The 12,967-nt window shown below is 61.6% G+C and carries 13 protein-coding genes and 1 pseudogene; 12 read left to right on the forward strand and 2 right to left on the reverse strand.

Features of this window, described 5'->3' with window-relative positions:
• Positions 1–3: 3 nt before the first annotated feature.
• Both GQ59_RS29025 and GQ59_RS29030 read right to left on the reverse strand, forming a co-directional pair.
• Complete coding sequence (locus GQ59_RS29025; protein WP_037088139.1) at positions 4–1,008, reverse strand: ABC transporter permease; 1,005 nt, start codon at positions 1,006–1,008, stop codon at positions 4–6.
• Positions 1,008–1,994: an ABC transporter permease gene (locus GQ59_RS29030; RefSeq protein ID WP_037088150.1), complete on the reverse strand. Its 987-nt coding sequence runs from the start codon at positions 1,992–1,994 to the stop codon at positions 1,008–1,010. Before GQ59_RS29030 ends, GQ59_RS29025 begins: the two co-directional genes overlap by 1 nt.
• A gap of 309 nt (positions 1,995–2,303) precedes the next feature.
• Here GQ59_RS29030 and GQ59_RS29035 point away from each other — a divergent pair, with 309 nt between their 5' ends.
• The 12 genes and pseudogenes from GQ59_RS29035 to GQ59_RS31535 all read left to right on the forward strand — a co-directional run.
• On the forward strand, positions 2,304–3,344 hold the full coding sequence (locus GQ59_RS29035; RefSeq protein WP_037088151.1) for an ABC transporter substrate-binding protein: 1,041 nt from the start codon (positions 2,304–2,306) through the stop codon (positions 3,342–3,344).
• A 12-nt stretch (positions 3,345–3,356) separates the two neighbouring features.
• Positions 3,357–4,586 (forward strand): acyl-CoA dehydrogenase family protein, encoded by a 1,230-nt coding sequence (locus GQ59_RS29040; RefSeq protein ID WP_037088140.1) that lies wholly within the window; start codon positions 3,357–3,359, stop codon positions 4,584–4,586.
• A gap of 15 nt (positions 4,587–4,601) precedes the next feature.
• Complete coding sequence (locus GQ59_RS29045; RefSeq protein WP_037088141.1) at positions 4,602–5,633, forward strand: ABC transporter substrate-binding protein; 1,032 nt, start codon at positions 4,602–4,604, stop codon at positions 5,631–5,633.
• Complete coding sequence (locus GQ59_RS29050) at positions 5,630–6,493, forward strand: NmrA family NAD(P)-binding protein (RefSeq protein WP_037088142.1); 864 nt, start codon at positions 5,630–5,632, stop codon at positions 6,491–6,493. The genes GQ59_RS29045 and GQ59_RS29050 overlap by 4 nt, the downstream gene beginning before the upstream one ends.
• A gap of 30 nt (positions 6,494–6,523) precedes the next feature.
• Positions 6,524–7,774 (forward strand): FAD-dependent oxidoreductase, encoded by a 1,251-nt coding sequence (locus GQ59_RS29055; RefSeq protein WP_037088143.1) that lies wholly within the window; start codon positions 6,524–6,526, stop codon positions 7,772–7,774.
• A gap of 22 nt (positions 7,775–7,796) precedes the next feature.
• Positions 7,797–8,447 (forward strand): NAD(P)-dependent oxidoreductase, encoded by a 651-nt coding sequence (locus tag GQ59_RS29060; protein ID WP_037088144.1) that lies wholly within the window; start codon positions 7,797–7,799, stop codon positions 8,445–8,447.
• A 26-nt stretch (positions 8,448–8,473) separates the two neighbouring features.
• A complete protein-coding gene (locus tag GQ59_RS29065) occupies positions 8,474–9,826 on the forward strand; it encodes an NtaA/DmoA family FMN-dependent monooxygenase (RefSeq protein WP_051904263.1) in 1,353 nt (450 codons plus the stop codon).
• Positions 9,827–9,836: 10 nt separating this feature from the next.
• Positions 9,837–10,175, forward strand: coding sequence for a DUF3088 domain-containing protein (locus GQ59_RS29070; protein ID WP_037088145.1), 339 nt, complete (start codon positions 9,837–9,839; stop codon positions 10,173–10,175).
• A gap of 33 nt (positions 10,176–10,208) precedes the next feature.
• The gene (locus tag GQ59_RS29075; protein WP_037088146.1) at positions 10,209–11,798 is read left to right on the forward strand and encodes an ABC transporter substrate-binding protein; all 1,590 of its coding nucleotides are present in this window, start codon (positions 10,209–10,211) and stop codon (positions 11,796–11,798) included.
• 31 nt (positions 11,799–11,829) lie between these two features.
• Positions 11,830–12,013: pseudogene (locus tag GQ59_RS33225) on the forward strand (ATP-binding cassette domain-containing protein); the annotation flags it as partial.
• On the forward strand, positions 12,001–12,225 hold the full coding sequence (locus GQ59_RS32190; protein ID WP_152564494.1) for a hypothetical protein: 225 nt from the start codon (positions 12,001–12,003) through the stop codon (positions 12,223–12,225). The pseudogene GQ59_RS33225 and the gene GQ59_RS32190, both read left to right, overlap by 13 nt.
• Before the next feature lie 404 nt (positions 12,226–12,629).
• On the forward strand, positions 12,630–12,967 hold a 338-nt coding region (locus GQ59_RS31535), incomplete at its 3' end, for a response regulator (protein ID WP_084683336.1).

A 12,967-nucleotide genomic window follows, 5' to 3' on the forward strand; every position in this document is an offset into this window, starting at 1 on the left:
GGTCTATCGATCCTGCGAGAAACGGGGATTGAGGGCGTCGTTCAGGCCATCGCCGATGAGGTTCAGCGCCAGAACGGTGAAAACGATGGCAAGTCCCGGCAGTGCGGTCAGGTACCAGGCGGTGCGGACCAGTTCGCGACCAGTGCCGATCATCGAACCCCAGCTCACGACATTCGGATCTCCGAGCCCCATGAACGAGAGCGCGGATTCCATCAGGATTGCCGTCGCCACCATGACGGAAGACGTGACGATGATCGGCGGCAGCGCGTTCGGCAGGATTTCCCGGAAGATGATCCGGGCATGGCCGTAACCAAGGCTGCGGGCCGCAACGACGTAATCCTTCTCGCGGATGGCGCGGAACTCGGCGCGGGTCAGCCTGGCCACCGTCGGCCAGGAGATGATGGCGATTGCGAGCGTCACCGTGGTAGCCGAAGGCTGGGCGATCGCCACCAGCACGACGAGCAGCACGAAGCTCGGCAACGTCTGGAAGATTTCGATCAGCCGGACCAGGACATCGTCGATCCAGCCGCCGAAGTAACCGGCCGTCGAACCTACCAGCACGCCGAATGTCAGCCCCAGCGCCGTCGCCATCAGGCCGACGAAAAGCGAGATGCGCGAACCGTGCAGAATACCCGCGAGCACGTCACGGCCGAGCGAATCCGTGCCGAGCGGAAAGGCCGAATTCTGGCCCGGCCAGAGGAACGGCCGCCCCACCATCGACAAGGGATCGTCGGGATAGAGAATGGGCGCAATCAACGCCACAATGATCACGAAACAGAGGAATGCCGTCCCGAACAACGCATTCGGATTGGACAGGAAAACCTTCAGCGCGCGCCGACCGTTGGTGATCACGACTGCCGCGCTCTGTTGCGAGCGGGCGTCCGGCGCCTTCATGTTGGACCATGCCGGGCCGTCGGTCGCGGCACTCGGTGCCGGCACCTCGTGCTCCGCGGCGGCCTGTCGTCCGGCAGCAAGGCTGTTAAAGTTTCCGATATCGGTCGTGGACATCAGCGGGCTCCAATACGGGGGTCGAGCCAGGCGTGAATGATATCCACGGCGGCATTGGCGATGATGACGAGAAGCGAGGATAGAAGCAGGATGCCGAGCAGCACGGTGAAGTCGCGGCCCATCACCGCCTCGAAGGCAAGCCGCCCGAGCCCCGGCCAGCTATAGACGGTCTCGACGACCACGGCGCCGCCCAGCATGCCGCCGATATGCATGCCGGCCATCGTGGTGATCGGAATCAGCGCGTTGCGCAGGATATGCCGTGCAGTCACGCCGAAAGGCGTCAGCCCCTTGGCATAGGCAGTGCGGACGAAATCCTGGTTCTTGACCTCCAGCATCGACGCACGCGTCAATCGAGCGTAGATCGCCACGTAGAACAGCGCGAGCGACGTCGCCGGCAGCACCATGTAGCGCGCCTTGTCGAGGATCGCCGGCAGCCCGGTCAGCCGCGAACCGATCGTGCCGGCACCGCCACTCGGCAGCCAGCCGAGCTTCACGGAGAAGAAGACGATCAGCATCAGGCCGATCCAGAAGCTCGGGATCGAATAGAAAAGCAGCGAGAAGATCGACAGCAGACGGTCCGGAATACGGCCGGCGAACGTCGCCATCAACGAACCCAGGACAACACCCAGAAGGATGGCGATGACCAGCGCGGTCGCCATCAAGGTCAGCGTCCCCGGCAGACGCTGGGCGATCAGATCGGCAACCGGCATGCCGTAGCGGGGCGAGAACCCGAGGCTGAAATGCGCGAGATTGTTGAGATAGTGCCCGAGCTGCACGAGGACGGGATTGTCGAGGCCGAAGCGCGAGCGCAACGCCGCCATGCTTTCCGCCGTCGCCGAACCGGCCTCGCCGGCCATGACATCGGCGGCATCGCCGGGCGCAAGCTGCAGCAGGAAGAAGTTCAGGATGACGATCCCGAGGATGGTCGGGATGGCCTGCAGCAGGGTGCGTCGCAGTGTTCGTCCAATTCTCAGCAGCGCCGGCATGTCGCTCCGCCTCTTCATATCAGGGTGACCACCGGATGCGGCCAAAACTTCCGGAAGCACCAATCTCGGCCTCCGTTGATTTTGATAGTTGACTAATTCTATAGGCTTTGTCAAATCTGAATACGCAAAATAAAACCTGATATTTGTCGTTTGCGGAAATCAGGTTTTCAAAATTACTCAATAATGGCCCTTATAAGCAAATAATTCCCGAATTTCACGCGGGAGAGGCAAGAACGCCCTCTTTGACTGCGATGCGGAGAAAAAGGCTTCCGAAAGGCCAGGATGCAGGACAAGGCACAGGAGGATTCCATGACTATTCGGAACGCGATTTCTCAGATCTGGTACACGCGCTGCCCCGTGCCGACGCCGGTGGGTCTGGCGACCCAGCTCGGCCTGCTGGACGAAACGTTTGCCCGCGAGGGAATCACCCTCAACTCGATCATCGACAGCAAGGATCGCAACATCCGGTCCAGCCATTTCAACCATCACCTCGACTACTCCTTCCGCCACGGCGGCAATGTCCCGCCGATCCGGGCGCGCTCGGAAGGCAATCCGACACGCCTTGTCGGCATTACCTGGACCGATGAGTTCCAGGCGATCATCACCCTGCCCGGCTCCGGCATCAAAACGACGAAGGACTTGGTCGGCCGCCGTTTCGGCATCGCCCGCCGCCCGCCCGGCATCGTCGATTTCATGGCTGCCACCGCGCTAAAGGGCCTCGTCTCTGCGCTTTCGCTGGAAGGTCTCACCCATCAGGATGTGGAGATCGTCGATATCGCGCTGCCCGACTCGGTGCTCGACAATCGCGAAGGCCCGCAGCTTTACGGCCTGCGCAACCGGCAGGCCTACGGACCGGAAATCGCCGCGCTGCTGCGCGGCGAGGTGGATGCGATCTATGTGAAGGGCACGCCCGGCGTCAGCGTCGCCAACCTTTTCGCGACCCATACGGTCGCCGAATTCGGCTTTCACCCCGATCCGAAAATCCGCATCAACTCCGGCTCACCGAGGATCCTCACCGTCGACGAGCGGTTCGCCGAAGATCGGCCGGATCTCGTGGCGAAGCTGATCGAAACGCTGAAGCGCGCCAGCGCCTGGGCGGAGGGTCATCCGGACGAGGTGCGCCGTTTCGTCGCCCGCGAGGTGGGGGCTTCCGAAGAGGTCGTGGCTTCTGCCAACGGCCCGGATCTCCACAAACATCTCGGCATCGGGCTCGAGCCGGAACTCGTGGAGGCAATCGGCCACTACAAGGATTTCCTCCACGAATGGGGTTTCCTCGCCTCCAATTTCGATATCGACGATTGGGTTGATCATCGCCCCTGGGCGCTGCTTGAAACCCGCGCCGTCGCCTGATCGGAGAGCTTCATGACCGCTTCGATCGACTTCGCGCCGGTGATCACCAAAGCCGAGCAACTCGGAAAACGTTTCGCGCTCACCGCCGGGCACTACGACCAGACGGGGGAATTTCCGTTCGCCAATTTCGACGCGCTGCACGAAGCGGGCCTGCTTGGCCTCGTGACAGCGGTCGAGCATGGCGGTCTCGGCGGCGGCTTGACCGAAGCGCTGGCGGTCGTTTCCGCCATCGCCCGCGGCGAGCCATCCACCGCGCTGGTGCTCTCCATGCACTATAACCAGCATTACTCGATCCGTGCTTCCGGCAAATGGCCGAAACACCTGGTCGAGCGGGTTACCAAGGCCAATCGGGAAGGTGTGGCGCTCATCAATGCCGCGCAGGTGGAGCCGCGCGTCGGCTCGCCGTCGCACGGTACCCCGCCTGAAACCATCGCTCGCAGGGTCGGCAACGAATGGCGGATCACCGGCCACAAGACCTATGCGACCGGCATTCCGCTGCTGCGATGGGTTTCGGTGCTTGCGATCACCGACGAGCCGGAGCCCCGCCTCGGCTCGTTTCTGGTGCCGACCAGCGCCGATGGCATCCGGGTCGAAAAGACCTGGAACGCCACGGGCATGCGGGCAACCAACAGCGACGACCTGATTCTTGACGATGTGGCGATCCCGCTGGAGGATGTGCTTGACATCGCACCGGCCAGCGAAGGCATCAAGCGTGACGAGCGCCTGGGCGCCTGGTATTTCAGCCTTGTCCCGGCGATCTATGATGGTGCTGCCCGCGGCGCCCGCGACTGGCTGATCGAATTCACCACCACCCGCGCACCGGCAAGTCTTGGCGCGCCGCTTTCGACCGTGCCGCGAATTCAGGACGGTATCGGCCAGATCGAAGTCTGGCTGACGGCCAATCGACGGCTGCTGCGCTCGATTGCCGAGGATTTCGACGTCGGCCGACCCTTCGGTCCGGATGCGGCGGCGGTCAAGCATACGGTCATGGAAAACGCGATTGCTGCGACGACGCTCGCGCTGGAACTCGGCGGCAATCCCGGCATCAGTCGCGACAATCCGCTGGAGCGGCATCATCGCGATGCCTTGTCCGGCAAGGCGCATGCGCCGCAGAACAACCTGATCCGCACCATGCTCGCGAAAGCCGCGCTTGGCCGACATGCCGCGGCGCCGGTGGCCGCGCTTGAACCGGTGCCTGTCCGTACTCACCCACAACCCCGTCTCGCTGTCGTCAGCGGTTAAGCCAAGGAGCCCGCCATGTCCCTCGATTCCGTCTGGTACACGCGCTGCCCGGCGCCGACGCCGCTGTCGATCGCCCACCAACTGGGCTGGATAGACCGGCAATTCCAGTCGTCCGGCGTGATCGTCCGCTCGATCCGCGACAGCAAGGATCCCGCCGTTCGCCAGAGCCATTTCACCCATGCGCTTGATTATTCCTTTCGCCAGGGCGGCAATATCCCGCCGATCTGGGCGCGCTCCGGCGGGCGCGAAACCCGCGTCGTCGGTATTACCACAACCGACGAATTCCAGGCGATCATCGCGCTTCCCGCCTCCGGCATCAGATCAGGTGTTGACCTGAAGGGCCGCCGGCTCGGGGTGCCGAGGAAGCCGAACGAGGCGATCGTCGATTTCCAGCGCGCCACGGCGCTGAAGGGCATCGTATCGGCCCTCTCGCTTGAAGGCCTGACGCATGAAGACGTCGAACTCGTCTATCTCGACAGTTCCGAGGCCAATCTGATCGAGCGCGGCAACGCCGCCTTCCTCGGCTTGAAACGGCGCTACCCGTACGGCGATGAGCTTCTGGCGCTCGCCCGTGGCGAGATCGATGCCTTCTTCGTCAAGGGGGCCGAGGGTATTGTGCTTGCCAACCAGATCGGCGCCACGGTCGTCTCGGAATTCGGGTTCCACCCGGATGCGAAGATCCGCATCAACAACGGCACGCCGCGACCGTTGACCGTCGATGCGCGTTTTCTCGACGAGCATTTCGATCTGGTCACGGATCTGGTGGAGACCATCGGGGCAGTGTCGGCCTGGGCCTTGGCCAATCCCGGTAACGCGGTTCGTTTCATCGCCAACGAGATCGGTGTCGGCGAAGACGCGATCTGGGCAGCAAACGGTCTCGATGTACACAAGCACCTGACGCTGTCGCTTGAAGCAAACCAGATCGCTGCCTTCGATCACTTCAAGAACTTCCTGCTCGAATGGGGCTTCATTCCGGCGGACTTCAATGTTTCCGCCTGGATTGATGGCAGGCCGCTCGAAGCCGCAGGCCGACGGGCCGCCGCATGAGCCCGATCCTCGTCACCGGTGCGACCGGCAGGCTCGGCCAGCTCATCGTAGCCCGGCTGGTTGAACAGAAAAGGCAGGTCCGCATCCTCACCCGCCGGCCGGAGGCGGCTCACGGCCTGTTCGGCACCACCGTCCAGATTGCTGCCGGCGAATTCGCTGACCGCATCTCGCTCAATGCCGCCCTCCGCGGCATCGGCACGTTACTGCTTCTCTCGCCCATCAGCCAGCGGCTCGCGGCGGATCAAATCGGGGTCGCCAACGCCGCCGAGAGTGCTGGCGTCCGGCGCATCATAAAGATCTCCGGTTCCGACTGGACGATCGACCCGCCCGGAAGTTCCATTTCGGGCGATGCGCATGCCGCCGTCGAACAGTACCTCCGCCGCTTGCCGGTCGAATCCATATCCTTGCGCCCGAATGCCTGGATGCAGGTGTCGCTCGCTCACACGATTGCCCAGGTGCTTGCCGGCAACCCGGTCACAGCCGCAAATCTCGATGCCGGTATCGGTTATATAGATGCCCGCGACATTGCGGACGTCGCCGTCCATCTTCTGCTCGCCGAAAAGATCGCCGGCGGGGCGCTTAACCTCACCGGTCAGGCCGTGAAGACGCCGAGGCAGATCGCCGATCTGATTGCAACGGCGCTCGGCCGGCGGGTCGCAGCAATCGAGAAGCGACCGCCTGCCGTCTCCCTTGACACCGATTTCGAGCACCGCGCCGTCGCGCAGTTCGCAACTCTGATCGCCGCAGGACGCGCGGCGGTGACGACGGATGCCGTCGCCTCGCTTCTCGGCCGCCCGCCGCGCAGCGTCGAAAACTTCATCCTGGATCGTCTCGCCGCCGAAGCGGCTTTGGCCGGATAGGACCACGGACATGAATTCGAGTCTTCAACCATGAGCATTCCCTTCGTAGATATCGCCATCATCGGCGGCGGACCGGGCGGTCTTACACTCGCTCAGGGCCTCAAGAAAAACGGCATCGATACGGCTGTTTTCGAACGCGATCCGGTTCGCGCCGATTATGTTCAGGGTTTTCGCATGCGCATTCGCCAACGCGGCATCGATGCGCTCCAGGCCAATCTGCCGCCGCACCTTTTCGAGACCTTTCTCGATACGCTCGGCCTTGCGCCGACGGAAAACCTTGCACTCAGCGAAGAATTCGAGCGCCTGGAGGATACTCCGCGCAGCAGCGGCGAGCCGGAAGACACCCATATCGAAAAATCCGTCAGCCGCATCACGCTGCGCCAGATCCTGCTTTCCGGTCTCGACGGTATCTTCCACACCGGCAAGCGCTTCGAACGTTACGAATTGCAGCCGGACAATACGGTCATCGCCTACTTCGCCGACGGATCGGCGGTACACGCCAACCTGCTCGTCGGTGCCGACGGTGCGGGCTCGGCGGTGCGGCGTCAACTACTGCCGGACCTCACGAGCATCGATACCGGCGTGCGCCGTCTCGCCGGAAAGATCACCCTCAGGGATGCCGAACTGCATGGCATCTCGCCTCTGCTGACCGACTTCAACACGCACATCCGGCCCCGCGATGGCCGCACGCTGATGATCACCAGCCATAGGGTCAATCCGACGGCCTATTCCCGCCACGGCCTGATCGGTATCGAAGACCCCAGTCACCAGGACATACCGGGCTTCCACTTCAACAACACGACCAGCTATGCCTGGTGGAACACCGCCTACGACACTGGTGAACTCGGGCCTGACGAGGCTCTCGAGCGCCTTGACGGCGCAGCCTTGCTAAACGCGCTCCTCGCCCGCATCGCCCACTGGGACGAGCGCATCCTGAAACTGATCCGTCACACCGACCCTTCGACAGTCGCGTTTCTCAAGGTGAAGAGTTCGACGCCCGGAGCTGTCTGGCAGACCGGCCCCGTGACGCTTCTCGGCGATGCGATACACGCCATGACATATTTTCGCGCGCTCGGCGGCAATACCGCGCTCTACGACACCGGTCTTCTCGTGCCGCAGATCGTTGCCGCCCGACGCCACGGCAAATCGCAGACCACCGCTATTCGCGACTACGAGAATGCCATGCGCGAACACGGTTACGAGGCCGTGCGCTCCTCCCTCTCCGCCATGCTTCGCAATGTCGGCGCCGTTCGACCGGCGTCTGCCGTCGCCGCCTCCTGATAAGCTTTAAGGAAATCGATCCATGTCCATCGTCGTCTTCGGCGCTTCCGGAAATATCGGCAGCAATATCCGCAAGGAGGCGCTGTCGCGCGGCCACCGCGTCACCGCAGTCACCCGTTCGTCCGACCTCGATCCAGCCGAAGGGCTGACCGCGCTCAAGGCCGATATCGCCAACCCGGACGACGTGGCGAAGGTCGCCGCCGGCCACGATGCGGTCATCAGCGCCTACAGTCCCGGCCTGCGCCACTATTCGGCTGAAGACGCGGCTGAACTCATCCGCAAGGCACATGAGGCTTTGTTTGCCGGCGTCAAGCGGGCGGGCGTTCGTCGCCTTATCATCGTCGGCGGGGTCGGCAGCCTCGAAGCCAGCCCCGGCATCGATGTGGTCGACAGCGATTTCTATCCGGCCGAACACAAGGCCCACACGCTACGCAACCGGGAAATCCTGCGCAGCCTGAAACGTGGCGAGCACGATCTCGACTGGACCTATGTCTCGCCGCCGCTATCGATCAAGGCCGGCGAACGCACCGGCAAATTCCGGCTCGGCGAAGACCGACTGCTGCGTGACGACAGCGGCGAAAGCCGTATCTCCGAGGCCGATTTCTCCATCGCCATCCTCGACGAACTCGACAAGGGCCAGTTCATCCGCCGGCGCTTCACCGCCGCCTATTGACCGGCACTCATCCAGGACAACCATACATGACCAGCACCAAGCGTAAGCTCAATCTGAATGTCGGCATCAACACGACGGGTTATCTCGGCAATGCCTGGAAATACCGGACCGGGACCCGCCACGACATTACCGACCCCGACTACTATCGGCGCCTGACCGAACTGGCTCACAAAGGCCTGTTTGACGCGGTATTCTTCTCCGATCATCCCGCGATGATGACCGATCCGAACAGCCGGCCGTTCCACACGATCGATCCGCTCATCCTCTGTACGGCGCTTGCTGCCCAGGTTCCGGATATCGGCTTCGTGGCCACGATGTCCTCGACCTACAATTCACCCTACAATCTCGCACGGCGTACCCAATCGACCGACATCATTTCGAGGGGCCGGCTGATCATCAACATCGTCTCCTCGTTCAATCCGAATGTCGCGGCCAATTTCGGTTCCGAACCGCTCCCCCCGCGCAGCGAACGCTACGCCAAGGCATCCGAATTCCTCGACGTCGCCAAGAAGCTCTGGGCGAGCTGGGACCCGGCGCGGGAAGGCGAAGTGCCGGAGAACCGTTTCTGGGATGCGACGAGCGCTCATGCGATCGACCACCAGGGCGCCTATTTCACCGTCAGAGGCCCGCTCAACGTACCCGTTGGGCCACAGGGCCATCCGGTCATTGCCCAGGCAGGAGCCTCGGAGGGCGGCATCGACCTTGCGGCCCGGCATGGCGAGATCATCTACTGCAACATCCTTTCGCGCGCGGCAGGGAAAGCCTTCGGCAAGAAGGTGAGAGACCGCGCGATCGCATTCGGACGTGATCCCGCGGGTATTCGCATCGTTCCAGGCCTCGTCGCCATCGTCGGCGACACACGCGAAGAGGCGTTGCGCAAACACGAACTCTTCAGCGGCGCGGGCTCCGAAGACGGTCTGATCGCTCGCTTCATAAAGGAAAACGGCATAGATCCGGACGGCTTCGATCCGGATGCGGTTCTGGATGCGGAACGCTTCATTCCCGATCCGAACCGACTGCAGGCGGTTGGAATGGGACTTGGTCTTTCCGACTTGCTCGCCCACGAGAAACTGACGGTGAGACAGGCCGTGCGGCGTTCGGAAGGACATCACCGACTGGTTCTCGGCACACCGCAACAAGTGGCGGATGCGATCATCGACCTTTGGGCCGACGGTACTGTCGACGGCTACACGCTGCAGCCGCCACGCGCCCCGGACGATATCGAGGAATTTGTCGAAAAGGTCGTGCCCATCCTGCAGGATCGCGGTGTCTATCGCACAAGCTACGAGGAAAAGACTGTCCGTGAGCGATACGGCCTGACCTTTCCCGAGACTTATACCGACGTCGGCCGGAACGCGGTCGTTTCCCGGCTGGGCTGAGAGCCTCACCATGGCCAAGGATACGCTTTTTCTGATCGAACCGCGCTTCGAAGTTCCGAAGCGACCCGGCGTGCGTTTCGTATGCCCCTATTGCAATCAGGTCGAGGGTCTGCTCGCGGGTTTTCCCGATCTGGCCGCCCGGCTCGACATTCGCCGCGTCGACTTTGCACGCCCGCGTGAGGCTGTCATCGCGGCCGTAGGGGAAGAAAACCAGAGCCTCCCGCTTCGGGTGCTCGGCGACGATGTGCCGGAGGACGCGCTTGTGTCTGGCGATGCGCGTTTCGTCCAGGACACCAAGCGCATCCTGGCGCTACTGGCCGAACACCGTTCGTTCCCCCGTCTCCACTGATATCCAACCCTCGGCTTCTCACAGGATCATTCCATGACATTTTCCAGACGCAACTTCCACAAGATCGCTCTTGCCGCCGGCGCCTTCGTAGCATTGCCCGGAGGCTCGTTCGCCGCCGCCGAAGGGCCGGTTGCCGGCGGCACATTGAAGATCGTCTATTTTCCGGAGCCGACGCAGCTCGTCGCGATCAACACCAGCGCCGGCGGTCCGCAATTCATCGGCGCCAAGATCTTCGACGGCCTCTTGACCTACGACTACGACCTCACGCCCAAGCCTTCCCTGGCAAAGGAATGGAGCATATCTCCGGATGGCCTGGAATACGTTTTCCGCCTGCGGGAGGGCGTCAAGTTCCATGACGGCAAGCCGCTCACATCCGCCGATGTCGCCTTCTCGATCCTGCGGTTGAAAGAAGCCCATCCGCGTGGCCGCGCCATCTTCTCGCAGGTGACCGACGTGGATTCGTCAGATCCCCTTACCGCAAAGATCAAGCTCGCCAAGCCGTCGCCGGGCCTGATCACCGCGCTTGCGGGCTCGGAATCGCCCATTGTTCCGAAGCATATTTTCGAGACCTTCAAACCGGTCGACAATCCAAAGCCGGAGCAGATCATCGGCAGTGGCCCGTTCGTCTTGAGGGAGTGGCTACCCGGCAGCCACATCCTGCTGGAAAAGAACACAGCCTATTGGGATGCGCCGCGTCCCTATCTCGACCGCGTCATCATCCGCCTCGTCAACGATGCAGGCGCGCGATCGGCCGCACTGGAAACAGGCGAGGCCGATATCGGCCCCAATCCGGTGCCGCTTGCCGACCTCGAACGACTGAAGACCGTTCCGACGCTTCAGATCGATGATCGGATCTATGCCTATGCCGGCCAGCAGAACCAGCTCGTCATCAATCTCGAAAACCCGTATCTGAAGGAACTGAAAGTCCGCCAGGCCATCGCGCATGCGATCGACGTCAAGGCTCTCATCAACGTCGTGCTCTACGGCTATGCGGTTCCATCACCGACCCCGATCAGCCCCGGCCTGGCCAAGTTCCACAATCCCGACATCCCGTTTGCAAAGTTCGACACCGCATTGGCCGAAAAGCTGCTCGACGAAGCCGGTTATCCGCGCAAGGCAGGCAGCAGGCGCTTCAAGCTCCGCGTAACGACCAACCCGTTCAATCCGCAAACCTATTCCGACTTCATCGCTCAGGCACTGACAAAAATCGGCATTGAACCGGACATCCAGAAGTTCGATTTCGGCACCTATGTTAAAGTCGTCTATACCGATCGAGCCTGGGATCTCTCGGTGGAGTCCCTCTCCAACACGTTCGATCCGACTGCCGGCGTGCAGCGCGTCTACTGGAGCAAGAACTTCAAGATCGGCCTGCCTTTCTCGAATGCCAGCCACTATGAAAACCCGGAGGTCGATCAATTGCTCGAGGCTGCAGCAGCGGAGCCGGATGTCGAGAAGCGGGCTAAATACTTCAAGGATTTCCAGGTCATCATCGCGCGCGACTTACCGGTCATCAACCTGGTCTCACCTATCCAGCCGATCGTCGGCAGCGTGAAGGTCAGGGACTATGCGCGAGGAGCGGAAGGTCTCGGAGGAAACATCTCGCTAGCGCGGCTCAACGCGTGATTGTACAAGGATCACGATTTCCCGATCACGTGAAAGGCTTGTGCTTCTCGGTCCATCCGGCTGCGGCAAATCCTCGATCCTCAAGGGCGGTGGCGGGCTTTCTGAAGCCGGCCTCTGGAACGATCAAGGTGCGTGGTCGTGAAGCAAAGGGTCCCGGCCCTGACCGCATCGTCGTTTTCCAGGAGTTCGACCAACTCCTGCCATGGAAAACCGTTCCGATTATCCGTTCCATACCAACTTTCTTCAGCATGGTTTCGGTCCGGTTGCGAATTTCCCTCTTGGAGAAATGTCTGACCTTCCCTTCTTCGCCGCTCCGGAGAAAGCTTCGGCCTGGGACGGTATGACGTCGCTGATTGACAATTGCCAACTACAAAATTTTAAACCCGGCATATTAGGATCTCTGAAAGCATCAGTGCCGCTGCAGTGATTGCTGGAAATGAGGGGACTTACTCGCGGTTCCCCTCATTTCGCCTTCGGCGCCTGAAGCAGACGGTGGGAACCATCAGCCAAACGCAAGCTACACTCCTGCAATGATAGAACGTTGCTACAACCTACGCGGTCGGCGGAAGTCTCGGGTGCTGTAGTTTTCGGCTGGTCCGGCCGCAACTTATGCGGCTATCCCTGGAAAATCTGATAGCTCGCCAGAAAGCGAATCGGTATTAGAAGCTTAGTAAGTCACTGTCCGAAGTGCTTCCGAGTACTGGGCGAGCGTCGCATCTCGTCACCAGCTGATCTTTTTATTGTTGCAACTTCGGGAACTACGTAGGTAGTTGCGCGTTCTAGCCGCCTTGCTCACGGACGGGTAAGAACTCGATATCGCGGGGATTGACAGTGACCGAACCATCCGAAGCTCCATTACTCCTTCTTGTCGAAGACGACCCGCTGGTTTCGCTGGCGGTGGAAGAGTTCTTATCGGGCGCAGGATTTGCGATCCTCGTAGCCAGCAGCGGTCAGGAAGCGATTAACCTACTTGAGGGCGACGCCTCCTTATCTGCCGTAGTGACAGACGTCCGACTTGGCACTGGCCCAAGCGGTTGGGACGTTGGACATCGAGCCCGTGAGTTAACGCCGAGTATGCCCGTCATCTACATGACGGGAGACAGCGCCAACCTCTGGTCGGCTCACGGAGTGCCCGGCAGCATTGTCATCCAAAAGCCGTTTGTTGAGGC

The organism is Neorhizobium vignae, from assembly GCF_000732195.1.
In the GTDB taxonomy this organism is placed as follows: domain Bacteria; phylum Pseudomonadota; class Alphaproteobacteria; order Rhizobiales; family Rhizobiaceae; genus Neorhizobium; species Neorhizobium vignae.

Coding starts and splice junctions, on each gene's coding strand:
- GQ59_RS29030 (WP_037088150.1), bottom strand. CDS start 1,994: ATGCCGGCGCTGCTGAGAATTGGACGAACACTGCGACGCACCCTGCTG.
- GQ59_RS29075 (WP_037088146.1), top strand. CDS start 10,209: ATGACATTTTCCAGACGCAACTTCCACAAGATCGCTCTTGCCGCCGGC.
- GQ59_RS29045 (WP_037088141.1), top strand. CDS start 4,602: ATGTCCCTCGATTCCGTCTGGTACACGCGCTGCCCGGCGCCGACGCCG.
- GQ59_RS29055 (WP_037088143.1), top strand. CDS start 6,524: ATGAGCATTCCCTTCGTAGATATCGCCATCATCGGCGGCGGACCGGGC.
- GQ59_RS32190 (WP_152564494.1), top strand. CDS start 12,001: ATGGAAAACCGTTCCGATTATCCGTTCCATACCAACTTTCTTCAGCAT.
- GQ59_RS29050 (WP_037088142.1), top strand. CDS start 5,630: ATGAGCCCGATCCTCGTCACCGGTGCGACCGGCAGGCTCGGCCAGCTC.
- GQ59_RS29065 (WP_051904263.1), top strand. CDS start 8,474: ATGACCAGCACCAAGCGTAAGCTCAATCTGAATGTCGGCATCAACACG.
- GQ59_RS29070 (WP_037088145.1), top strand. CDS start 9,837: ATGGCCAAGGATACGCTTTTTCTGATCGAACCGCGCTTCGAAGTTCCG.
- GQ59_RS29040 (WP_037088140.1), top strand. CDS start 3,357: ATGACCGCTTCGATCGACTTCGCGCCGGTGATCACCAAAGCCGAGCAA.
- GQ59_RS29060 (WP_037088144.1), top strand. CDS start 7,797: ATGTCCATCGTCGTCTTCGGCGCTTCCGGAAATATCGGCAGCAATATC.
- GQ59_RS29035 (WP_037088151.1), top strand. CDS start 2,304: ATGACTATTCGGAACGCGATTTCTCAGATCTGGTACACGCGCTGCCCC.
- GQ59_RS29025 (WP_037088139.1), bottom strand. CDS start 1,008: ATGTCCACGACCGATATCGGAAACTTTAACAGCCTTGCTGCCGGACGA.